Source organism: Aeromonas sp. DNRA1 (assembly GCF_963888745.1).
Lineage (GTDB): Bacteria > Pseudomonadota > Gammaproteobacteria > Enterobacterales > Aeromonadaceae > Aeromonas > Aeromonas hydrophila.
In genome coordinates this window covers 82124-103916 of sequence record NZ_CAWPKQ010000008.1, presented here as the reverse complement: position 1 = coordinate 103916, position 21793 = coordinate 82124, and the positions used below count along the sequence as shown (strand labels likewise).

The following is a 21793-nucleotide window of genomic DNA, read 5'->3' as shown; positions in this document are numbered from 1 at the left end:
GAGGATAGTGATGATCAGCATTTCCGACACCGCCCAGGCCCATTTCCGTAAACTGCTGGAAAAACAGCCTGATGGCACCAATATCCGGGTGTTTGTGGTCAATCCGGGAACCCAGAATGCCGAGTGCGGCGTATCATATTGCCCACCCGACGCGGTCGATCCGGAAGATCAACACCTGCCCTTCAGCGGCTTCGACTGCCTGGTCGATCCCCTGAGCGCCCCCTTCCTGGTGGATGCCACCATCGATTTCGTCACCGATCAGATGGGCTCCCAGCTCACCCTGAAAGCCCCGAACGCCAAGATGCGCAAAGTGGCCGACGACGCGCCGCTGATCGACCGTATCGAGTACGTGTTGATGTCCGAGGTGAACCCCATGCTGGCAGGTCACGGCGGCAAGGTCACCCTGGTCGAGCTGACCGAGGACAAGCTGGCCATCCTGCAGTTTGGCGGCGGTTGCAACGGTTGCTCCATGGTCGACTACACCCTGAAAGAGGGGATCGAGAAGCAGCTGCTGGAGAAATTCCCGGGCGAGCTCAACGGCGTCAAGGATGCCACCGAGCACCAGCGCGGCGATCACTCCTACTACTGATTTGCTGCCCTTGTCGCAAAGACATGCAGCAAAGAAAAGGCCCCGCCAGCTGGCGGGGCCTTTTGCATTCTGCAGCGAGCGGATCACTCGTCCTTCTTGTCTCGCGACAGCAGGGCGATAGCAGCCTCTTTCGGATTCTTGCCTTCGTACAGCACCTTGAAGATCTGCTCGCAGATGGGCATCTCGACGCCACAGCGGGCCGCCAGCAGATGCACCTCCTTGGTGTTGCGATAGCCTTCCACCACCTGGCCGATCTCGGTCATGGCGGTGTTCACATCCTTGCCGGCCCCGAGGGCCAGCCCGAAACGACGGTTGCGCGACTGGTTGTCGGTACAGGTCAGCACCAGATCCCCGAGCCCCGCCATCCCCATGAAGGTCTTGGCGTCGGCCCCGAGCGCGGCGCCCAGGCGCTGCATCTCTACCAGGCCCCGGGTGATGAGCGCGGTCCTGGCATTGGCACCAAAACCCAGCCCGTCGGAGAGACCGGCACCGATGGCGATGACGTTCTTGACCGCCCCGCCCAGTTGCAGACCGATGAAGTCCGGATTGGTATAGACCCGGAACGAACGGCCACAGTGCAGCAGCAGGGAGAGATCGTCGGCGAAGTCGTCGTGGGTCGACGCCACCGAGATGGCGGTCGGCAGACCGGCGGCCAGCTCCTTGGCGAAGGTAGGGCCGGAGATGACCGCCAGCGGCATCTCGTCACCCAGCACCTCGCGTGCCACGTCTTGCAGCAGGCGGCCGCTGTCCGGCTCCAGCCCCTTGGTGGCCCAGGCGATACGGGTATCCGGGCGCAGGAAGGGTTTGACCTGGGCCAGTACCTGGCCGAACACATGGCTCGGCACCACCAGCAACAGCACAGGAGCGGCTTGTACCGCCTGTTGCAGATCGGCGGTCAGCTGCAGATCGGCAGGAAAAGGGACATCCGGCAGAAAAGCCTTGTTGCAGCGGTCTTGTTCCAGCTCGGCGACATGGGCAGGGTCGTGACCCCACAGCAGGGTCGGATGACCGTTGCGCGCCAGAGAAATGGCAAGGGCGGAGCCATAAGACCCCGCCCCCAAGACCGAGATAGCGATCTGGTCGGCCATTATCAGGCTTCCGCAGTCGCCTGCTGGGCCTGTGCCTGCGCCATGTGCTGGGCAAACAGGGCATCGAAGTTGACCGGTGCCAGGTTCAGCTGCGGGAAGGAACCCTTGCTCACCAGGTTGGACACCGCTTCGCGGGCATACGGGAACAGGATGTTCGGGCAGAAGGCAGCCAGGCAGTGAGCCAGTTGCGGCTCCGGCAGGTTGCCGATGGTGAAGATACCGGCTTGCTGAACTTCACACAGGAAGGCAGTTTCGGTTTCCAGCTTGCAGGTCACGGTCAGGGTCAGTACCACTTCATAGACGCTGTCGGCCAGGATGTTGGTCTTGGTGTCCATGTCCAGCTTGACGTCCGGCTGCCACTCTTTCTGGAAGATGTGCGGGGTATTCGGCGCTTCGAAGGAGACGTCCTTGGTGTAGACGCGCTGGATGTGGAATTCCGGTTGTACTTCCTGGTTGTTGATCTCTTCAGCCATTTTGTTTGATTCCTTTTTATGAAAATAGGTGGGCGCAGGCCCTTAAATCAGCGTTTTTTGGTCACCGGCAGATTCTCTGCACGCCACTGGGCCATGCCACCACTGAGCACATACACCTGCTTGAAGCCGGCTTTGCTCAATTGGCGACCCGCGCCACCAGCGGTCATCCCCGACTCGCACACCACTATGATGGGGGCATCTTTATGCTTTTCAACCGGGCCCAGATTATTGCTCTGGATCTGGCTGAGCGGCAGGTGCTGGGCACCGGCCAGATGGCCCTTGGCAAACTCTTCCTGACTGCGAATGTCCACCACGGTGGCGTTTTCACGGTTGATCAGCAGGGTTGCGGTGTGGTTGTTCACCGACTTCACCGGAGAAAAACGAGCACGCACCGTGGTGTAAACCAGGGTGCCTGCCAGGCCGAACCAGGCTGCGGTCAGCAGCGGGTTGCGGGCCGCAAAATCCAAATACTCTTGCATCTTCTACTATCCAGGGACCAAGACAAGTGCCCGAGTATACATGGGGACCCAGCCAAGATCAGCCATCTTGGCGGCAAAGCGGGAGCGGGCTCCCACCAGACGGGGACGGGGGAAAGCGGCGGCATAAAAAGTGGCATTCGGCCCGCTGCGACGAGGATTCGTCGAGTGGTGCGACAAGCCGGCGACAAAGAAGAAACAGCTCGGCAACAGCGTGCGCCCCCCGCCGGACGGGGCTTGGCTATCAGGTGACTATTTCGGCAGATGTAGTAATATTACGCTAGTTTCACTTCCCGCAATTCATTCCTATCCGAGAGGACATAGCCTTATGTCAACAGCTAAGAAACCTTTGGTTCTGGTCATCATGGACGGTTGGGGCTACAGCACCAAGCAAGAGCACAACGCCGTCGCTGCCGCCAAGACTCCCAACCTCGACCGTCTCGCCCGTGACTACACCAGCACCCTGATCTCCGGCTCCGGCCTGGACGTGGGTCTGCCGGATGGTCAGATGGGGAACTCCGAAGTGGGCCACGTCAACATCGGCGCCGGTCGCATCGTCTATCAGGAACTGACCCGCATCTCCAAAGACATTCAGGACGGCGACTTCTTCCAGAACGTCGAGCTGGCCAAGGCTGTCGATGCTGCCGTGACCAAGGGCAAGGCCGTACACATCATGGGCCTGATGTCCCCGGGTGGCGTGCACAGCCACGAAGAGCACATCATGGGCATGATCGAAATGGCCGCCAAGCGTGGCGCCGAGCAGATCTACTTCCACGCCTTCCTGGATGGCCGTGACGTGCCGCCGCGCTCCGCCCAGTCCTCCATCGAGCAGTTCGATGCCCTGTTCGCCCGCCTGGGCAAGGGTCGCTTCGCCTCCATGATCGGCCGTTACTACGCCATGGACCGTGACAACCGCTGGGATCGCGTGCAGCAAGCCTATGACCTGATGACCCAGGGCAAGGGCGAGTTCACCGCCGACAGCGCCAGCGAAGCCCTGGCCGCCGCCTACGCTCGCGACGAGAACGACGAATTCGTCAAAGCCACCCGCATCGGTGCCGCAGCCCCCATGCAGGATGGCGATGCGCTGATCTTCATGAACTTCCGTGCCGACCGTGCCCGCGAGATCACCCGCGCCTTCGTCGACAGCGACTTCACCGGCTTCGCCCGCACCGCCACCCCGGCGCTGAACTTCGTGATGCTGACCGAGTATGCGGCCGACATCAAAACCGCCTGCGCCTACCCGCCGACCGCGCTGGTCAACACCCTGGGTGAATGGCTGGCCAAGCAGGGCAAGACCCAGCTGCGCATTTCCGAAACCGAGAAGTACGCCCACGTCACCTTCTTCTTCAACGGCGGCGAAGAGGCCTGCTTCACTGGCGAAGATCGCGAGATCGTCGCCAGCCCGAAAGTGGCCACCTATGACCTGCAGCCGGAGATGAGCTCCGAAGAGCTGACCGACAAGCTGGTCGGCGCCATCAAGAGCGGCAAGTACGACGTCATCATCTGCAACTACCCGAACGGAGACATGGTCGGCCACACCGGCGTGTTCGACGCCGCGGTCAAGGCCTGTGAAGCGGTCGACCACTGCATCGGTCGCGTCACTGACGCGCTGGCCGAAGTGGGTGGCGAGTGCCTGATCACCGCCGACCACGGCAACGCCGAGAAGATGCTGGACGAAGAGACCGGTCAGGCCCACACCGCCCACACCAACCTGCCGGTTCCGCTCATCTATTTCGGTCGCAAGGCCGAGGTGGCTGAAGGCGGCAAATTGTCCGATCTGGCCCCCACCATGCTGACCCTGATGGGTCTGCCGGTACCGCCGGAAATGACTGGCAAGCCCCTGATGATTCTGAAATAATCCTTCCCCATGCGGGGATGCGAAGTTATTTCAACCAAAACCAGTCGCGTCGGCCTGTTGGCCGGCGCGCTGTTTTTTTGTCTGTCGTTCGGGCCGACCACGGCCCGGGCTGCCAACCAGCAGCTCGGTGCCATGCAGTCCCAGATCAAGGAACAACAGCAGACCATCAAGCTCAGCAAGCAGGAGCTTGCCAAGCTCAACACCCAGCTCAAGGCTGATGAGCAGGCCATCTCGGCCGCCGCCGCCAAGCTCGAGCAGACCAAACAGCAGCTCAGAGAAAACCAGCAGAAACTGGTGGGGCTGCAGCAGGACAAGCTGGATCTGGAACAGCAGGCCAGGCATCAGAAGCAGTTGCTGGCCAAGCAGGCCGAGAGCGCCTTCACCGCCGGCAACCACGATTACCTCAAACTGCTGCTCAATCAGCAGGATCCGGCCAAACTGAGCCGCTCACTCGACTACTACGACTACCTCAACAAGGCTCGTATCGAAGCCATCGAGGCGCTGCGTGCCACCCGCACCAAGCTGGCCAAAAACCAGCAGGCAACCAAAGAGACTGAAAGCCGGCTGCAAAGCCTGCTGAGCGAACAGCAGCAACATCATCAGAGCCTGCTGGCCAGCCAGCAGAGCCGCGCCAAAGTGCGCAACCAGCTGCAGCAATCAGTTCAGGATGACGAACAGAAGCTGAGCAAACTGGTCAAGGCGGAAAAAACTTTGAAGGCCCGGCTGGAAGAGCTGCGCCGTCAGCGGGAAGAACAGGAGCGGCGCGAACGGGCCGAACGGGAACGCCTCGCCAAGCTGAAGGCAGAGCAGGAGCGGCAGCGCAAGCTGGCAGAGCAGCGCCGTGCCGAACAACAGCGGCTCGCAGCCCAAAACAAGGCAGCCCAGCAACAGCAGCCGACCGAGGAAGTGGCCAGCAGCAAACCCGAGCGAGGTTCGGGGATCAGCAGCGCCGGCTATTACAGCGGGCTCAAGACCAACGGCAGCCTGCGCTGGCCGGTGCAGGGCCCCATTCTCATCGCCTACGGCTCGCCGCGCACCGCCGAACTGAAGTGGAAAGGCACCCTGATCGGCGCCAGTGAAGGTACCCAGGTCAAGGCGGTGGCGCCGGGCCAGGTGGTCTATGCCGACTGGCTCGACGGCTTCGGCATGCTGCTGGTGATCGATCACGGCCGCGGCTACATGAGCCTCTACGGTCACAACCAGTCGCTGCTGCGCCAGGTGGGCCAGAACGTGGAACAGGGTGAACCGGTGGCGCTGGTCGGCGACAGCGGCGGCCAGGACAGGCCCGGCCTCTACTTCGAGATCCGTTATCAGGGCGAGGCGATCAACCCCACCAAGTGGCTGGCCAAGCGCTGATCACCGCCACCCTGCCATCCAGAAAAGCCTGCATCATGCAGGCTTTTTTCATCACCGCTGGCAGCGGGCATGATGGCAGATGACGAAAACTTACCTCTTTTCCTGCCGGCTCAGGGGAAGACGATCAGCCCGATCTGCTCCAGCAAGGCCTGTTGCTGATCTTCGTTGATCTGCACCCCGTCCAGATTGACCCGCCGCAGATCCAGCCCCGGCAGATCGCACTGGCGCAGGTCACAACCCTGCAGGTTGACGCTGGCCCAGTCTATTTGGCCAAACTCGGAACCGCTGAGATCGGAGCCCGCCAGCGAGGCACCGAACAGGTTGGCCCCCTGCCAGCGATTGCCGCTCAATTCGCATTGCTCCAGCAGGCACCCTTCGAAATTGGCGTAACTGAAGTTGTTGCCGGTCAGGTGCGCCTCGCAGAAGTAGCTCTTGGCAGTGATCTGGTTGGCAAAGCTGGCACGGGAGAAGTTGATCCCCAGCGCCTGACAGTCGCGCAGCTCCAGCCCCAGACATTGGCTTTGGCTGCAGTCGGCCATGGTGAGATCGCAGCGCAGAAAGCTGGCCTCGCGCAGGTCGCAACCCTGCAGCAAACAGCTCTGCTCGCTCTCCCTGTCATAGAAGCTGCAGTCGACGAAGCGGCATTCGGCCAGATCGAGCCAGGAGAAGTTGCAGCCGATGAAACGGCAACCCTGGAACTGCTCCCCCTCCAGGTCTTGCTGCTCGAAGCGCACGCCCTTGAAGCACTTGTCCTTGATCATCCCGCGACTCCCCTGTTGATGGCGTCATATGCTGACTTTGTTAAACAAAAACGGTAATGTTACGTGTAACATTTCTGCCGGATCCCGAGATGAACGACACCCGCAAGCGCCGCCCCACCCTGCAGGACATAGCCGACCTGACCGGGGTCACCAAGATGACCGTCAGCCGCTACCTGCGCGACCCACAGGCCGTGGCCGAGGGCACCCGCGAGCGGATCGCCGCCGCGGTGGAGGAGCTCGGTTACATCCCCAACCGGGCGCCTGACATTCTCTCCAACGCCACCAGCAAAGCGATCGGTATCCTGATCCCCTCCCTCTCCAACCAGGTCTTCTCCGCCGTGGTGCACGGCATCGAGTCGGTGACCCGGCCCGCCGGCTACCAGACCCTGCTGGCCCACTACGGCTACAGCCCGGATCGGGAAGAGGAGCAGGTCGCTTCCCTGCTCTCCTATCACGTGGATGGGCTGATCCTCTCCGACAGCCAGCACACCGAGCGCACTCGCAAGATGATCGCCACCGCCGGCATCCCGGTGGTGGAGACCATGGATCTGCCGCAGAACCCCATCGACATGGTGGTCGGTATGGATCACCGGGCAGCCGCCCGGGCCATGGTAACAGAGATGCTGCGCCGGGGCCGACGCAAGCTGGTCTACCTCGGCGCGCGGCTCGACGTGCGCACCCAGCTGCGGATGGAAGGCTACTACCAGGCGATGCAGGATTTCGGCCTGAGCGGCCAGCACCTGCTGACCGAGCAATCCTCCAGCTTCACCCTCGGCGGCCAGCTGCTGGAGCAGGCGCTGGTGCGTTATCCCGATCTGGACGGCCTGTTCTGCACCAACGATGACCTGGCGGTGGGCGCCCTGCTGCAGTGTCAGGCCAAGTGGATACCCGTGCCCCAGCAGATCGCCATCGCCGGCAGCAACGCCCTCGACATCGGCCACGCCATGACCCCCAAGCTGGCCAGTATCGTCACGCCGCGCAAAGAGATCGGCCGTGCGGCCGCCACCATGCTGCTGGCCCGCCTCAACGGCCAGCCGCTGGCCGACACCCAGCTCGACATGGGCTTCTCCCTGTACGAAGGGGACAGCCTGGGCTGAGGCCCAGCTCCCCACCATGCAGCTAAAACAGAGCAGGCCACCCGAGGGTGGCCTGCTTGCTTGGCAAACGGAAGGTCCGGCTCACGCCGGCGTTAAATCAGGATGCGACCAGAGCGACGGCTTCGCGGGAGAGGCGGGTCACCTCTTCCCAGTTACCGTTCTTGACGGCCTCGGCCGGTAGCATCCAGGAGCCGCCGACGGTGGCCACACATTTCAGCGCCAGGTAGTCGGCCACGTTTTTCGGGCCGATGCCGCCGGTGGGGCAGAACTTCACCTGGGGCAGCGGCGCGGCGATGGCGGCCAGCGCCTTGGTACCGCCGTTCGCTTCGGCCGGGAAGAACTTGAGGTGGTCATAGCCTGCTTCCAGCGCCTGCATCACCTCGGACGGGGTGGCCACGCCCGGGATCAGCGGCGCCGTGCTGTTGGCCGCGTGGGCCAGCAGGGCCGGGGTCATCCCCGGGGAGATGACGAAGCGGGCACCGGCAGCCACGGCGGCATCAAACTGCGCGCAGTTGAGCACGGTACCGGCACCGACCATGGCATCCGGCATCGCCTTGGCGATGAGGGCGATGGCCTCCAGCGCCACCGGGGTGCGCAGGGTGATCTCGAACACCGAGATGCCGCCGTCCAGCAGCGCCTTGGCCATCGGCAGGGCCTGATCCAGTTCGTTGATAACCATCACGGGTACCAGGGGGGAGGCGGCAAACACCTCGGCCGGGGTCACTTTCCAGTTCTGCATAGCTCTTCCTTAGTCAGCTCTTAATCAAAGATGGTGGCGCCGCACTCGGCGCTCGATACCGCGCGACGCATCACGCTGAACAGTTCACGGCCCCACCCCTCTTGTTCCAGGGTGAGGTCGGTCTCGGCCTGGGGTCGGCCACTCAAATCGGTCAGGCAATCGAGGCTGCCGTTTACCGCGTCCACCCGCAGCAGGTCGCCATCGGCAAGCAGACCGATGGCCCCGCCATGCAGCGCTTCCGGGGTGACGTGGATGGCGGCAGGGATCTTGCCGGAGGCACCGGAGAGACGGCCGTCGGTGACCAGCGCCACCTTGTAACCGGCTTTTTGCAGGTTGCCGAGCACCGGCATCAGCTTGTGCAGCTCCGGCATGCCATTGGCGGCCGGGCCATTGTGGCGCACCACGATGACAGCATCCTGATTGAGATCGCCCGCCTTGTAGGCCGCCTCCACCGCGTGCTGGGAGGAGAAGACCCGCGCCGGGGCTTCAATCACCCGATACTCGGGGGCGACGGCGGAGACCTTGACCACGGCGCGGCCCAGATTGCCTGCCAGCAGCTTGGTGCCGCCAGTGGCCTGGAATACGCTGCCGGAGGGGGACAATACGCTCGCATCGCCGCTCTCACCCACCGGCTGCCATACCAGCTGGCCATCCACCAGTGCCGGACGGCTGAGGTAATCCTGCATCTCGCCAAACACCGGGGTGGCGTCCATGTGGATCAGCCCTTCTTGCGCCAGACGGCGCATCAGGCCGGGCACGCCGCCCGCCTGTTCGAAGGCGTTCACATCGGCCGGGCCGTTCGGGTACATGCGTACCAGCAGCGGCACCACGTCGGAGAGATCGCTGATGTCATCCCAGGTCAGGTGCAGACCGGCGGCGCGGGCCAGCGCCACCATGTGGATACTGTGGTTGGTGCTGCCGCCGGAGGCGAGCAGGGCCACCAGCCCATTGACCAGCGAGCGCTCGTCGATCACCGCACTCAGCGGGCGATAGGCCGGGGAACCCGGGATCATGGCGCTGATGCGGCGGGCCGCCTCCTCGGTGAGGGCGCGGCGCAGCTCGCTGTGCGGGTGCACGAAGGCGGAGCCAGGCAGCATCAGGCCCATGGCCTCGAACACCAGCTGGTTGGTGTTGGCGGTGCCGTAGAAGGTGCAGGTGCCCGCCGCGTGGTAGGCGCCACACTCCATCTGCAGCAGGGCGTCGCGGCCCACTTCGCCGGCGGCGTACTGCTGGCGCACCTTCACCTTCTCGTCGTTGCTGATGCCGCTCGCCATCGGACCGGCCGGCACGAAGGCAGTGGGCAGGTGGGCGTGGGAGAGCGCCCCCATGATCTGGCCCGGCGCTATCTTGTCGCAGATGCCGAGCAGCAGGGTGGCGTCAAAGGTGTTGTGGGAGAGCGACAACGCAGTCGCCTGGGCGATCAGATCGCGGGAGAACAGGGACATATCCATCCCCGGCTGCCCCTGGGTCACGCCATCGCACATGGCGGGCACGCCGCCGGCCACCTGGGCGCTGTGGCCCAGCTCGGCCAGCGCGGCCTTGATGATGTCCGGATAGCCCTGATAGGGCTGATGGGCGCTCAGCATGTCGTTGTAGGCGGTGACGATGCCGACGTTGGCGCGGGTCATGTCGAGGATGCGCCCCTTCTCGTCACAGCTGGAGGCGGCCACGGCGTGGGCCAGGTTGCCACAGGCCAGCGCGGCGCGGGTCTTGCCCTGATCGGCCTGACGCTGGATGCGGGCCATAAAGGCCTGGCGACGGGCGGCACTGCGCTCGCGGATGCGGGCAGTGACGTCGGAAATTACCTGATGAATCATTGGGCTTGCTCCAATGCTGTGACGGCGCGGTCAACCACCTGTTCGAAGGTGCCGTCGATATCGATGTGGAATACACCGGCTTCGCCGTCCGGGCGCTCCAGGGTATCGAACTGACTTTGTACCATGCTTTCGCGCATGAAGTGGCCCTTGCGGGCCCGCATCCGCTCGAGGATCAGCGGCTGGCTGCCGTCGAGGAAGAGGAAGCTGACCGACTCGTTGCCTTCACGGATCTGGTCGCGATACTGCTTCTTGAGGGCCGAGCAGACGATGACGCCCACCTCGTTCTTCTGCTCCAGGCTGTAGGCCGCGTCGCGGATCCGCTCTAGCCAGGGGGCGCGATCCTCATCGTTGAGCGGGTTGCCGCCAGCCATCTTCTGAATGTTGGCCCTGGGGTGCAGATCATCACCGTCGATGAACTTGGCGCCCAGCACGCTAGCCACCTTGAGGCCCACGCTGGACTTGCCGCTACCACATACACCCATCACGATAATGCTCTTACCCGCCATTGTTTGACCTCTATCTCATTTTTCAAAAAACGTGCTGCCGATGGGTTCTAACTTAGCACGTTACCGGTAACATGTTACCGGTAACAACAAGAATTGTGAAGTCTGCCACAGACTGATCGCACTCATAGTCACCTGGGCAATCGAGTTTGAGCCCTGGCCATAAATCTAAATAAATCATAAAGATATGGTCTGCCGACGGATCGGCAGGGTGTCGACACTGAACTTGGAACAAGGAATGCACAACAATGTCTGACCTCTCCCTGATCATGACGGCCGCCGGCTCCATCGTGCTGCTGCTCTTTCTGGTGATGAAGGCCCGCCTGCACGCGGTCGTCTCCCTCATCCTGGTCTCCATGGTGGCGGGGCTCGCCGCCGGCATGAACCCGGCCGACATCGCCGCCACCATCCAGAAAGGGATGGGCGGCACCCTCGGCTTCGTCGCCGTGGTGGTGGCACTGGGCGCCATGTTCGGCAAGGTGATGGAAGTCACCGGCGCCCTCGACCGGGTGGCCCATACCCTGCTCGGCAAGTTCGGCGTCAAGCGCGCCAACTGGGCCATGGCGCTGACCGGCTTCGTCTGCGCACTGCCGCTGTTCTTCGACGTGGCCGTGGTGCTGCTGATCGGCGTCGCCTTCGCCATCGTCCGCCGTGGTGGCGGCAGCGTGGTGAAGATCGGCATCGCCCTGCTGGCGGGCATCGCCACCTGCCAGGCCTTCCTGATCCCGGCGCCGGGCCCCATCCTGGTGGCATCCCAGCTGGGTGCCGACTTCGGCTACATGATCCTGTTCGGCCTGATCGCCGCCGTTCCGGCCCTGATCCTGGCCGGCCCGCTGTTTGGTGAGCTGATCAGCAAGGTAGTGGACGTGCCGCTGCCGGCCGACGCCCAGAGCAGCGCCCACGACGACGGCCAGAACCTGCCCTCCTTCGGGCTGGCCATGGGCCTCATCGGCCTGCCGCTGCTGCTGATCGGTCTCAAGACCATCGTTGGACGCTTCGTCGAGGCCGGCACGCCCCTGCACGGCTGGCTGGAGTTCATCGGCCACCCCTTCACCGCCATCATGGTCGCCTGCCTGGCCGCCTTCTACCTGCTGGGGATCCGTCGCGGCATGTCCCGTGACGAGGTGATGAACGTCTGCAACAGCGCCATCCAGCCGGCCGGCGTCATCATCCTGGTGACCGGTGCCGGTGGCGTGTTCAAGCAGGTGCTGGTTGATTCCGGCGTGGGTGCCGCCCTTGGCAACATGCTGGCGGACTCCGGCCTGCCCATCGTCGCGCTGGCCTTCATTTTGGCGGCCGCGGTGCGGGTCATTCAGGGCTCCGCCACCGTCGCCATGCTGACCGCCTGCGGTCTGGTGCTGCCGATGCTGGAACCGCTCGGCCTCAGCGGCGCCCAGCTGGCGGCGGTCACCATCGCCATCGGCGGCGGGGCCATCGTGCTCTCCCACGTCAATGACTCCGGCTTCTGGCTGGCCAACCGCTACCTCGGTCTCACCGAGAAGCAGACTCTGCAGACCTGGACCGTGATGGAGACCATCATAGGCACCACCGGCGGCGTGATGGCGATGATCATCTACAGCTTCCTCTGATCGCAACCGTGCGGAAAAAGGCCTCCAATGTGAGGCCTTTTTCATCTTTATGACGATTCTTTCTTTGGCTAACAGGGCGAGATTGCTAGAATCGCCTATCCATCGCTCCGAGTGGAACGCTTAACGCAGTGATTTCAGGTTTCTCTATGCATTCATCGGCACATTATCGACAGCTGCTGGCGCGCCTGCCCCAGATCGCCGTCGCCGCAGACCAGTTTGAAGTGCTCAACAGCGCCAAGGACTTCAAGAGCCGGATCCTTTCGCTCATCGCCAGCGCGCGTCAGCGCATCTATCTGGTGGCGCTCTATCTGCAGGATGACGAGGCGGGACGGGAGATCCTCTCCGCCCTCTACGCCGCCAAGCAGCGCAACCCGGCCCTCGATGTCAAGGTCTTCGTCGACTTCCACCGTGCCCAGCGCGGCCTGATCGGCAAGGGCAAGCAAGGCGGCAACCACCTGATGTATCAGGAGATGGCTGCCCGCCACGAGCACCAGATCGCCATCTACGGCGTGCCGGTGAAGGGGCGTGAACTGCTCGGGGTGCTGCACCTCAAGGGCTTCATCTTCGATGACACCCTGCTCTACTCCGGTGCCAGTCTCAACGACATCTACCTGCACCAGCAGGATCGCTACCGTTTCGACCGCTATCACCAGATCACCAGCCCGGAGCTGACCCGCAGCATGGTCAACTACGTGGATGACCTGTTCCTGCGCAGCGAGGCGGTGCAGCGACTGGATCGCACCGACATCCCCAGCGCCAAGCAGCTGAAGGGGCCGATCCGCCGCTTCAAGCACAACCTGCGCCTCGGCCAGTATCGCTTCGACACCATGCCGGTCAACAGCCAGGAGGTCGCCATCACCCCGATGAGCGGCCTGGGCAAGCGCGGCAACCAGCTCAACAAGATGATCCGTACCCTGGTGCGGGCCACCGAGCGGGAGATCTTCATCTGCACCCCCTACTTCAACCCGCCCAAGGAGTTGAACAAGGATATCGAGGCCCTGCTCAAGCGCGGCTGCAAGGTGACGATCGTGGTGGGCGACAAGACCGCCAACGACTTCTTCATTCCGCCGGAGGAGAAATTCTCCACCATCGGCGGCCTGCCCTATCTGTACGAGACCAACCTGCGCAAGTTCGCCGAGCGCAACCAGCATCACATCGATGCCGGCCGTCTCAACCTGATGCTCTGGTGCTGCGAGCGCAACTCCTACCACCTCAAGGGGATCTTCGTGGATGACGAGTGGGCCCTGCTCACCGGCAACAACCTCAATCCCCGCGCCTGGGCGCTGGATCTGGAGAACGGCCTGCTGGTCTACGATCGCCGTCACCTGCTGCGGCCCCAGTTCAACGCCGAGCGCGAGAACATCCTGGCCAACACCAAGCGCATCAGCCACTTCGATCAGATCGAGCAGATCCAGGACTACCCGGATCAGGTGCGCAAGCTGCTGGCCCGGATCCACAGGGTCAAGGCCCATATCCTGCTCAAGCGCATCATCTGACCGGCGCGCATCGCGCCCTCGGGGATCCTCACAAGGGCCTGCCGCACATCGGCAGGCCCTTGTCATTGGGGGCTCCGCTGCCCACCAACCGAGCCCCAACCGCACGACGCGGCTTGCGTCGAGACAGCAATAAACCCTATCATCTGGACATATTTACAGTGTTTTCGGGCATCTAATTGATGAAATTGGATAAAATCTCCCTCGACAGCCTCAAGGGCGTCGGCAGCAAGATGCAGGAAAAGCTCGAGCGGCTGGGGCTGGCCACGGTGCAGGATCTGCTGTTCCACCTCCCCCTGCGCTACGAGGACCGCACCCAGGTGTGGCCCATCGGCGATCTGCCGCCCGGCCTGCACGGCGCCGTCGAAGGGGAGATCCAGGACACTCAGCTGGTGATGGGGCGTCGCCGCATGCTGGTCTGCCGCATCAGCGACGGCACCGGCACCCTCACCCTGCGCTTCTTCAACTTCACCGCCGCCCAGAAGAACAGCCTGAGCCCGGGCCGGCTGATGCGCTGCTTCGGCGAAGTGCGCCCCGGCAAGTACGGGCTGGAGATGGCCCACCCCGAGTACAAGCTGCTCGGCGAGGAGCAGGCCGGCCAGACCGAAGAGGCGCTCACCCCCGTCTACCCGACCACCGAGGGGCTGCGCCAGCTCACCCTGCGCAGCCTCACCGATCAGGCGCTGGCCCAGCTCGACCTCTACGGGGTAGAGGAGCTGCTGCCCGCCGGCCTCTATCCCCAGCAGATCGATCTGGCCGCGGCCCTGAAACTGCTGCACCGTCCGCCCCCCTCGGTGGCGCTGGCCCTGCTCGAGAGCGGCCAGCACCCGGCCCAGCAGCGGCTGGTGCTGGAAGAACTGCTGGCTCACAACCTCTCGGTCTTGAAGGTGCGGGCCCAGGCACAAACCCAGCTGGCCCGCGCCCTCAAACCGGCACCTGCGCTGGTCGAACAGCTGCTCGATGCCCTGCCGTTCACCCCCACCGGTGCCCAGAACCGGGTGGTGGCGGAGATCGGCCGGGATCTGCAACAGAGCCATCCCATGATGCGACTGGTACAGGGGGACGTGGGCTCAGGTAAAACGCTGGTCGCGGCGCTGGCCGCCCTGCAGGCCATCGGCAACGGCTGTCAGGTGGGGCTGATGGCGCCGACCGAACTGCTGGCCGAACAGCACGCCATCAACTTCGCCAAGTGGCTGGAACCGCTCGGTATCGGGGTCGGCTGGCTGGCGGGCAAGCAGAAGGGCAAGGCACGAGAAGAAGCGCTGGCCGCCATCGCCGATGGCAGCGTCAAGATGGTGGTGGGCACCCACGCCATCTTTCAGGAGCAGGTGGTGTTCCAGCGCCTCGCCCTGGTCATCATCGACGAACAGCACAGATTCGGCGTGCATCAGCGGCTCGCCCTGCGGGAAAAAGGGGAGCGGGAAGGGGTACACCCCCATCAGCTGATCATGACCGCCACCCCCATCCCCCGCACCCTGGCGATGACCGCCTATGCCGACCTCGACACCTCCATCATCGACGAGCTGCCACCGGGCCGCACCCCTATCACCACGGTGGCGCTGCCGGACAGCCGCCGCCAGGACGTGATCGAACGGGTCAGACTGGCCTGCGAGGAGGGCAAGCAGGCCTACTGGGTCTGCACTCTGATCGAGGAGTCGGAGGTGCTGGAGTGCCAGGCCGCCGAGGATACCGCCGCAGAGCTGCAGAACCTGCTGCCCGGCCTGCACATCGGGCTGGTGCACGGCCGGATGCGGCCGGTCGAGAAACAGCGGGTGATGGAAGAGTTCAAGGCGGGCATACTGCAACTGCTGGTCGCCACCACCGTCATCGAGGTGGGGGTGGACGTGCCCAACGCCAGCCTGATGATCATCGAAAACCCGGAGCGACTGGGGCTGGCGCAGCTGCACCAGCTGCGCGGCCGGGTCGGGCGCGGCTCGGTGGCCTCCCACTGCGTGCTGCTCTATCATGCCCCCTTGTCCAAGACGGCCCAGAGCCGGCTCGGGGTGCTGCGGGAGACCAACGACGGCTTTCTCATCGCCCAGCGGGATCTGGAGCTGCGCGGCCCGGGTGAGCTGCTCGGCACCCGCCAGACCGGCCTGGCTGACCTCAAGATCGCCGATCTGGTACGCGACCAATCGCTCATCCCGCAGGTGCAGAAGATGGCGCGCTTCTTGATGGACCGCCATCCAAGCCATGTCGAACCCTTGATACGGCGCTGGCTCGGTCTGCGGGATCACTACTCCAATGCCTGACCAAGCAACAGAAACAGGAGGAAAGCACTGATGAATTCCTGGCTGCGCGGCCTGCTCTACACCCTTGCCTTCCTGTTGCTCTTTGTCTGGGTCGGGCTTGGCCTGTTCGATGCCGAGCGGGCCAAGGGGCCCATCGCCGGCTGGCTCAGCCAGCAGACCGGCGTGCCGGTCACCATAGGCCGGCTGGTGTTCAACCCGCTTCACCCCTACACCCTGCTGGCAGAGCAGGTGAGTTACGGCCACGCCGTGACCCTCGACAAGATCTATCTCGAAATAGAGAGCATCGACTGGCTGAGCCGCGATGTGCGCATCGCCCATCTCGATCTCATTCGCCCGGCCATCAAGCTGCCACTGCCCAACCAGCTGCCAAGCCTGCCGGTGCACTCCCTCACCATCGCCGACAGCACCATAGACCGGCTCAGCCTTGAGAGCGACGGGCTGACCCTGCGCGGCCTCAACGCCACCCTGAGCGACTGGCAGCTGCTCAATCCGGTGCGCCCGCCCCAGGCCAACCTGACCCTCAACATCACTGAGCTGGCAACCCCGGCCTGGGCCCTCTCCCGTCTCAACCTGGCCGGCCGGCTGGAGGGGCAGGTGCTGAGTACCGACAAGCTGACCGCCAACCTGTTCGACGGTCTGCTCGAAACCGGCATGGTGCTCGACTGGCCCGCCCGCAGTCTGCGGCTGAACAACCTCAAGAGCCAGGGCATGCGCATCGAGTGGGGCACCCTCGCCAAAGCCGAATCCCCCCTGCGCCAGGTCAGCCTGGATCTCGGCCAGATCCGGGATCTCAGCTTCAATGACATCGAGCAGGAGCTGGCCCTCAACAACCTCAGCGGCCAGCTGACCGCCTTCAACTGGCAGGCTGGCAGCACGCCCAGCGGCTACTTCTCGGGGACCCTCGGCGATCTCGGCCGTGGCCTGTTCCAGCTGGAATCCATCCAGGGCAAGGTCGCCTTCTCGCCCCAGCAGCTGGATGCCGAGTTGCAGGGCAAGGCCTATGAAGGAGAGTTCAACCTGGAACTCTCTCTCGATCCCCTGCAGCAGAAGCTGACCCTCAAGGACATGGCGCTGAGCGGCATGGACATCAGTCTGCCGGAAGGGTGGTGGCAGGATTGGCAGAGCTGGCGCCCGCAGCAGATCGACATCCGCAAGCTGGCCTTCGACAAGCTCAAGGTGCTCTCCTTCGACGATACCCTGCCCCTGTCGCTGACCGGCTGGCAGTTCTATCTCACCGATCTCAGCCTGCGCGGCAACCAGCCGGGCCCGCTGCTGGGCCGGGCCCGGCTCGAGAGCGCCTGGTTCGAACTGGTGTGGGACGGCCTCAGTGCCCGCAACGGCGAGCTGGATGGCGAGCTGACGGCCGGCTCCTGGCAGCTCAACAAGCTCACCAGCTCGCTGCCGGATGAGGGCAGCCTCAGCCTGAGCGGCCAGTGGGGACGCGAGCCGGGCCAGACCAGCCGGTTGCAGCTCAAGGGCGAGAAACTGGATCTGGTGCAGTGGGGCAAGATCCTCCACTCCCCCGTCTCCTTCTCTGGCAAGATGGACCTGAGCGCCGATCTGCAGGCGCTGCACCCCGGCACCCCGGGCGCCTGGCGCAGCTCCCTGCAGGGGAACATTGCCCTCGATGCCACCGAGCCGTTCTGGGACAAGGTGAAGATAGATCCGCTGCTGGATCAGTGGTTCAAGCAGGCAGCGGCGCCAACCCTCAGCCCGGCCGAGCTCTGGCAGGCGATGCAGGAGGGCGACACCCCCTTCTATCGCATCAAGCTGCAGGGCAAGGTGGCGCAAGGCCAGCTGAAGATCGAACAGGCCGGCGCTTCCACCATTACCCACCTGCTGGGAGTGCAGGGCAGCGTCGATCTGGTCAATGAGCAGTGGCAGCTGGATCTGGGCGTCCTCAACGGTCAGCACTGTGCCGAGCTGCTCGGCCAGTGGCGCGGGCCGCTCGCCGAGCCGACCCTCAGCTGGGGCTTCCAGCAAAAACCGGACGGCTGCGGCTGGGAAACCGGCGTACGCTACCCACCCCAGGGCAACAGCAGCCCGCTCTGGCGACCGGCGCCGCAGGCCCCGGCCGCACAGGCGGCCAACGGCTAGCCGACAGAAAACAACAAGGCCTCGTGATGAGGCCTTGTTGCTTGATGGGATCCCGTGCGGGGCTACTGGCCCGGCCGCTTCACCGGCTGCACCACGTAGTGACCGAGGAACTCGGCCGCCAGCTTGTCACCGCTGAACAGTTTGATCTTGAGGCTGAACTTGGCGGATTCGCCGGCCTTGAGCGGCTCGAGCACGGCAGGCATGCCTTCGCGCGCCACCCGCGCCTCCGGCTCCTCCTTGACCGGCCGGTAGTACTTGATGTTGCCCTCCGCCAGAACGGTATCCCCCACCAGCCCCGCCTCCTTGAGCTGCAGCCAGATCAGGCCCCAGCCCGCCAGCACGCACTGGCTGTAGATGCTGCCGGCGAACATGGTGTCATGCACGTTGAGATTGGCCGCCAGATTGGCCTTGAGGTGGAAGGTCTGGCCGTCGTAGTGGGTGATGTGCACCCCCATCTTCTCGCTGATGGGAATGCCGCGTGACCAGCGGGTGGTGAGATCCTGGCACCACTCCGACCGGTACTGGATGGTCTGCAGCGGGCTCAGGGACTTGATCATCTGGCGGTGCGGAATGCGGCCGAAGGAGACGGGGCCTTCCCCCACCTCCAGAAAACCGCACTTGCGGTAGAACTCCACCGCCTCCTGGCGGGCATTCATCACCAGCCGCTTCACCTTCTCGCTGCGGGCCAGCTGTTCGAGATCTTCCACCATGCGGGCACCCAGCCCCTGACCACGAAATTCGGGGCGCAGCGCCATGAAACGGATCTGGGCCTCGTCACCGCCGACAAACAGCCGCCCCACCGCGATGGGCGTCCCGTCGGGGGCCAGCATCAGCCGGTGAATGGCGACGGTATCGTATTCATCCCGCTCGGAACCGACGGGCAGATTGAAGGGTTTACGCAGTAGTTCCCAGCGCAACTGGTAGTAAGCGTCCAGCTCGGCAGCCGTTTGAGGAGTGACTACCCGGTACATAAAACGATCCTTGAGTTAGCGCCGACGGGCACATTGAAGGGCTTGCGCACCCATGCCTCCCAACTCAGCTGGTAGTAAGAGTCCAACTCGGCTGCGGTTCGAGGAGTGACTACCCGGTACATAAAGCGATCCTTGAGTTAGCGCCGACGGGCACATTGAAGGGCTTGCGCACCCATGCCTCCCAACTCAGCTGGTAGTAAGAGTCCAATTCGGCTGCGGTTCGAGGAGTGACTACCCGGTACATAAAGCGATCCTTGAGTTAGCGCCGACGGACAGACGGAAGGGCTTGCGCACCCATGCCTCCCAGCTCAACTGATAATGGGCATCCGGTTCGGCTGCCGTCTGGGGGGTGACCACCCGGTACATAGTTCCATCCTTGAGTTACACTGGTCGAAAACCATCTTGCCGTGCAAATTCATGGACTTCAATCTGCAAGCGTACCAAGCCGACCACTTATTGCACCTCAGCGCCAAGCCCCAGCGCCGGCTCACCGTGCAGGAAAATGCCCATCACCGCTGGCTGGAGATCGACGGCGTGGTGCAGTCGGCCATGTCCCTGGCCGAACCCGCCACCCTCTGCCTGCCACACCAGCAGGTGATCGCCTGTCTGCTGCCCGAGCAGGCCGGCAACATCCTCGAGCTGGGGCTGGGGGGCGGCGATCTCACCCGCCATCTGCACCAGCGCTGGCCAGATGCCCGTCACGAGTGCGTCGACCTCGATGAAGAGGTGATCACCCTCTATCAGCTGTTCTTTCAGCCTGACCAACACCCGCAGCGTGCGCCGATCCTGCACCAGGCCGATGCCCTCGCCTTTCTGGAACAGAGCGAGGCGCAGTACGACCTTATCCTGCTCGACCTGTTCAGCCAGGACGGCAATCCGCCGCTGCTGTTCCAGGAGCGGATCTATCAGGCGCTGGCCCCCCGCCTGAACGGTGAGCTCATCATCAACCTGCTGCCGCGCACCCGCCTCGAGCTGACCCGGGTGCTGATGCTGCTGGAACAGTGGGTCGGCCCCACCACCCCCTACCCGGTGCCGGGGCTGCGCAACGTCCTGCTGCACACGGCCCCCCGCTACGAGCTGGCGTCAGACCTGTAGCCAGAAGGTAACCGGCCCGTCATTGACCAGCGCCACCTTCATGTCGGCGGCGAAGCGGCCGGTGGCGGTCGGTATGCTGCTGGCAGCGGCCTGCGCCACGAAGTAGTCGTATAGCCGCTCGGCCTCGACCGGATGGGCGCCGCCGGAGAAGCTGGGCCTCATCCCCTTGTTGGTATCCGCAGCCAGGGTGAACTGAGAGACTACTAGCAGGCTGCCGCCGGCCTGGCTTACATTGAGGTTCATCTTGCCATTCTCATCGGAGAAGATGCGGTAACCGCTCACCTTGTGCAGCAGCTTGTCGGCCTTGGCCTCGTCATCCCCTTGCTCCACCCCGAGCAGCACCAGTAGACCCTGACCGATGGCCCCGGTCACCTCGCCCTCTACCGTTACGCTGGCCTCGCTGACCCGCTGAATCAGTGCAATCACATCCCTCTCCTCTCAAAACGAAACGACCGCCCCCATCTGCTGACGGGGGCGGTCGTCGATGCTAACAGCAAGGGGCCGGGTCAGGCCAACTCATAGGCGCCCGGTCGCTCATATTCGCCGAGGCAGGCGGTGGTTTCCGCGCCAAGCAAGACCACCAGCCAGCTCAGGCAGTCCACATAGGCCCAGACAAACAGCATGGTCGCCAATGCCAACAACAACGTTCAAGCCAACTCTTCTGAGGCAGGCCGCTCATATTCACCAAGGCAGGCAGTGGTCTCGGCGCCAAGCAAGACCACCAACCAGCTCAGGTAGACCCAGACAAACAGGATGGGGATGGTCGCCAGGGCACCATAGATGGCCTGATAGGAGGGGAAGTTGGTGATGTAAATGGCAAAGCCACGCTTGGCCAGCTCGAACAGGGTGGCCGCCACCAGGGCGCCGATGAAGGCATGCATCAGCCGCACCTTGCAGTTGGGCACCACGGTATAGACCAGCAGAAAGGTGAGCACCGAGAACAGGAACGGCAAGCCGCGCAGCAACAGATAGCCGATGCCGAACAGGCTCTCGGCCCCGAACAGCCGCAGCGAGAAAATGTAGGAGGAGATGGCGATGCTGGCCCCGATGAGCACCGGCCCCAGTGTCAGGATCATCCAGTACATGGCGAATGCTTGGGCCAGCGGCCGGCTCTGGGTGGAGCGCCAGATATAGTTGAGGTTCTTGTCGATGGCCGAGATCAGCATCAGTGCCACCACGATCAGAGCGCCGATACCGACTGCCGTGGTGTTGGTGGCGTTGGCCACGAAGCCGTCGATGTACTCCTTGAGCATCTCGCCGGCGGTAGGCACGAAGTTGTGATAGACGAACTGCTCCATCGCCTGCTTCAAGCTCTGGAATACCGGAAAGGCCGACATCATGCCGAATACCACAGCGATCATCGGCACCAAGGAGAGCAGGGTCACATAGGCCAGATAGCCGGCAGTGACCGTCAACCTGTCTTGCTGGAAACGGCCCCAGACAAACTGGGCGAAGTGGCCGCCATCGTGGCGTAAAAAAGAGAGGGCATGGCCAAGACGGCCGCCGAATTTCTGCTGCATTGTCGCTCCCAACGTCTTC

At 63.6% G+C, this 21793-nt stretch carries 20 protein-coding genes; 9 read left to right on the top strand and 11 right to left on the bottom strand.

Annotated features, from left to right (window positions below; translation table 11 throughout):
- Positions 1–10 precede the first annotated feature (10 nt).
- The gene (nfuA, locus tag AACQ43_RS20340) at positions 11–589 is read left to right on the top strand and encodes a Fe-S biogenesis protein NfuA (RefSeq protein ID WP_011704302.1); all 579 of its coding nucleotides are present in this window, start codon (positions 11–13) and stop codon (positions 587–589) included.
- Between the two features lie 83 nt (positions 590–672).
- Here nfuA and gpsA read toward each other — a convergent pair whose 3' ends face one another.
- The 3 genes from gpsA to AACQ43_RS20325 are packed head-to-tail and all read right to left on the bottom strand — an operon-like array spanning position 673 to position 2629.
- Positions 673–1677 (bottom strand): NAD(P)H-dependent glycerol-3-phosphate dehydrogenase, encoded by a 1005-nt coding sequence (gene gpsA / locus AACQ43_RS20335; RefSeq protein ID WP_039215255.1) that lies wholly within the window; start codon positions 1675–1677, stop codon positions 673–675.
- A 2-nt stretch (positions 1678–1679) separates the two neighbouring features.
- On the bottom strand, positions 1680–2150 hold the full coding sequence (gene secB, locus AACQ43_RS20330) for a protein-export chaperone SecB (protein WP_011704300.1): 471 nt from the start codon (positions 2148–2150) through the stop codon (positions 1680–1682).
- A 47-nt stretch (positions 2151–2197) separates the two neighbouring features.
- The gene (locus AACQ43_RS20325) at positions 2198–2629 is read right to left on the bottom strand and encodes a rhodanese-like domain-containing protein (protein ID WP_005307875.1); all 432 of its coding nucleotides are present in this window, start codon (positions 2627–2629) and stop codon (positions 2198–2200) included.
- Positions 2630–2954: 325 nt separating this feature from the next.
- On the opposite strand from AACQ43_RS20325, the gene gpmM reads away from it, so the two are divergent.
- Both gpmM and envC read left to right on the top strand, forming a co-directional pair.
- The gene (gpmM, locus tag AACQ43_RS20320; protein WP_029305011.1) at positions 2955–4484 is read left to right on the top strand and encodes a 2,3-bisphosphoglycerate-independent phosphoglycerate mutase; all 1530 of its coding nucleotides are present in this window, start codon (positions 2955–2957) and stop codon (positions 4482–4484) included.
- A gap of 9 nt (positions 4485–4493) precedes the next feature.
- Entirely contained in the window at positions 4494–5840 is a 1347-nt protein-coding gene (gene envC, locus AACQ43_RS20315) for a murein hydrolase activator EnvC (protein WP_168968550.1), read from the top strand.
- A gap of 110 nt (positions 5841–5950) precedes the next feature.
- Here the strand turns inward: envC and AACQ43_RS20310 are convergent, their stop codons facing one another.
- Positions 5951–6601: a Qnr family pentapeptide repeat protein gene (locus tag AACQ43_RS20310; protein WP_168968548.1), complete on the bottom strand. Its 651-nt coding sequence runs from the start codon at positions 6599–6601 to the stop codon at positions 5951–5953.
- 89 nt (positions 6602–6690) lie between these two features.
- On the opposite strand from AACQ43_RS20310, the gene AACQ43_RS20305 reads away from it, so the two are divergent.
- Positions 6691–7698, top strand: a complete 1008-nt coding sequence (locus AACQ43_RS20305; RefSeq protein WP_168968563.1) for a substrate-binding domain-containing protein — start codon at positions 6691–6693, stop codon at positions 7696–7698.
- A gap of 97 nt (positions 7699–7795) precedes the next feature.
- Here the strand turns inward: AACQ43_RS20305 and AACQ43_RS20300 are convergent, their stop codons facing one another.
- From AACQ43_RS20300 to AACQ43_RS20290, 3 genes are read right to left on the bottom strand one after another with little or no spacing between them, the layout of a single operon-like run.
- Complete coding sequence (locus AACQ43_RS20300; RefSeq protein WP_102989663.1) at positions 7796–8437, bottom strand: bifunctional 4-hydroxy-2-oxoglutarate aldolase/2-dehydro-3-deoxy-phosphogluconate aldolase; 642 nt, start codon at positions 8435–8437, stop codon at positions 7796–7798.
- A gap of 20 nt (positions 8438–8457) precedes the next feature.
- Positions 8458–10254 carry a phosphogluconate dehydratase gene (edd, locus tag AACQ43_RS20295; RefSeq protein WP_168968546.1) on the bottom strand — a complete coding sequence of 599 codons (1797 nt, stop codon included), beginning with the start codon at positions 10252–10254 and terminating at the stop codon, positions 8458–8460.
- On the bottom strand, positions 10251–10760 hold the full coding sequence (locus AACQ43_RS20290) for a gluconokinase (protein ID WP_005307862.1): 510 nt from the start codon (positions 10758–10760) through the stop codon (positions 10251–10253). Before AACQ43_RS20290 ends, edd begins: the two co-directional genes overlap by 4 nt.
- A 245-nt stretch (positions 10761–11005) precedes the next feature.
- Here AACQ43_RS20290 and gntU point away from each other — a divergent pair, with 245 nt between their 5' ends.
- The 4 genes from gntU (at position 11006) to AACQ43_RS20270 (ending at position 18188) form a co-directional block, all read left to right on the top strand.
- Positions 11006–12346, top strand: coding sequence for a gluconate transporter (gntU, locus tag AACQ43_RS20285; protein ID WP_168968544.1), 1341 nt, complete (start codon positions 11006–11008; stop codon positions 12344–12346).
- Between the two features lie 146 nt (positions 12347–12492).
- A complete protein-coding gene (gene pssA / locus AACQ43_RS20280; protein WP_016349097.1) occupies positions 12493–13842 on the top strand; it encodes a CDP-diacylglycerol--serine O-phosphatidyltransferase in 1350 nt (449 codons plus the stop codon).
- A gap of 179 nt (positions 13843–14021) precedes the next feature.
- Positions 14022–16091 (top strand): ATP-dependent DNA helicase RecG, encoded by a 2070-nt coding sequence (gene recG / locus AACQ43_RS20275; protein ID WP_168968542.1) that lies wholly within the window; start codon positions 14022–14024, stop codon positions 16089–16091.
- Between the two features lie 30 nt (positions 16092–16121).
- On the top strand, positions 16122–18188 hold the full coding sequence (locus tag AACQ43_RS20270; protein ID WP_168968540.1) for an AsmA-like C-terminal region-containing protein: 2067 nt from the start codon (positions 16122–16124) through the stop codon (positions 18186–18188).
- A 62-nt stretch (positions 18189–18250) separates the two neighbouring features.
- Here the strand turns inward: AACQ43_RS20270 and AACQ43_RS20265 are convergent, their stop codons facing one another.
- Positions 18251–19159 (bottom strand): bifunctional GNAT family N-acetyltransferase/hotdog fold thioesterase, encoded by a 909-nt coding sequence (locus AACQ43_RS20265; protein ID WP_043126567.1) that lies wholly within the window; start codon positions 19157–19159, stop codon positions 18251–18253.
- Between the two features lie 417 nt (positions 19160–19576).
- Between AACQ43_RS20265 and AACQ43_RS20260 the strand changes: the two genes are divergently transcribed.
- Entirely contained in the window at positions 19577–20254 is a 678-nt protein-coding gene (locus AACQ43_RS20260; protein WP_168968538.1) for a spermidine synthase, read from the top strand.
- Here AACQ43_RS20260 and dtd read toward each other — a convergent pair.
- From dtd to AACQ43_RS20245, 3 genes are all read right to left on the bottom strand, one after another.
- Positions 20243–20680 carry a D-aminoacyl-tRNA deacylase gene (dtd, locus tag AACQ43_RS20255; protein ID WP_168968536.1) on the bottom strand — a complete coding sequence of 146 codons (438 nt, stop codon included), beginning with the start codon at positions 20678–20680 and terminating at the stop codon, positions 20243–20245. The two genes, AACQ43_RS20260 and dtd, sit on opposite strands and share 12 nt — an antisense overlap.
- 80 nt (positions 20681–20760) lie before the next feature.
- Positions 20761–20898, bottom strand: coding sequence for a ribonuclease BN (locus AACQ43_RS20250; protein WP_408756036.1), 138 nt, complete (start codon positions 20896–20898; stop codon positions 20761–20763).
- A 3-nt stretch (positions 20899–20901) separates the two neighbouring features.
- Positions 20902–21774, bottom strand: a complete 873-nt coding sequence (locus AACQ43_RS20245) for a virulence factor BrkB family protein (protein WP_017410593.1) — start codon at positions 21772–21774, stop codon at positions 20902–20904.
- Positions 21775–21793 lie beyond the last annotated feature (19 nt).

Coding starts and splice junctions, on each gene's coding strand:
- nfuA (WP_011704302.1), top strand. CDS start 11: ATGATCAGCATTTCCGACACCGCCCAGGCCCATTTCCGTAAACTGCTG.
- gpsA (WP_039215255.1), bottom strand. CDS start 1,677: ATGGCCGACCAGATCGCTATCTCGGTCTTGGGGGCGGGGTCTTATGGC.
- secB (WP_011704300.1), bottom strand. CDS start 2,150: ATGGCTGAAGAGATCAACAACCAGGAAGTACAACCGGAATTCCACATC.
- AACQ43_RS20325 (WP_005307875.1), bottom strand. CDS start 2,629: ATGCAAGAGTATTTGGATTTTGCGGCCCGCAACCCGCTGCTGACCGCA.
- gpmM (WP_029305011.1), top strand. CDS start 2,955: ATGTCAACAGCTAAGAAACCTTTGGTTCTGGTCATCATGGACGGTTGG.
- envC (WP_168968550.1), top strand. CDS start 4,494: ATGCGGGGATGCGAAGTTATTTCAACCAAAACCAGTCGCGTCGGCCTG.
- AACQ43_RS20310 (WP_168968548.1), bottom strand. CDS start 6,601: ATGATCAAGGACAAGTGCTTCAAGGGCGTGCGCTTCGAGCAGCAAGAC.
- AACQ43_RS20305 (WP_168968563.1), top strand. CDS start 6,691: ATGAACGACACCCGCAAGCGCCGCCCCACCCTGCAGGACATAGCCGAC.
- AACQ43_RS20300 (WP_102989663.1), bottom strand. CDS start 8,437: ATGCAGAACTGGAAAGTGACCCCGGCCGAGGTGTTTGCCGCCTCCCCC.
- edd (WP_168968546.1), bottom strand. CDS start 10,254: ATGATTCATCAGGTAATTTCCGACGTCACTGCCCGCATCCGCGAGCGC.
- AACQ43_RS20290 (WP_005307862.1), bottom strand. CDS start 10,760: ATGGCGGGTAAGAGCATTATCGTGATGGGTGTATGTGGTAGCGGCAAG.
- gntU (WP_168968544.1), top strand. CDS start 11,006: ATGTCTGACCTCTCCCTGATCATGACGGCCGCCGGCTCCATCGTGCTG.
- pssA (WP_016349097.1), top strand. CDS start 12,493: ATGCATTCATCGGCACATTATCGACAGCTGCTGGCGCGCCTGCCCCAG.
- recG (WP_168968542.1), top strand. CDS start 14,022: ATGAAATTGGATAAAATCTCCCTCGACAGCCTCAAGGGCGTCGGCAGC.
- AACQ43_RS20270 (WP_168968540.1), top strand. CDS start 16,122: ATGAATTCCTGGCTGCGCGGCCTGCTCTACACCCTTGCCTTCCTGTTG.
- AACQ43_RS20265 (WP_043126567.1), bottom strand. CDS start 19,159: ATGTACCGGGTAGTCACTCCTCAAACGGCTGCCGAGCTGGACGCTTAC.
- AACQ43_RS20260 (WP_168968538.1), top strand. CDS start 19,577: ATGGACTTCAATCTGCAAGCGTACCAAGCCGACCACTTATTGCACCTC.
- AACQ43_RS20245 (WP_017410593.1), bottom strand. CDS start 21,774: ATGCAGCAGAAATTCGGCGGCCGTCTTGGCCATGCCCTCTCTTTTTTA.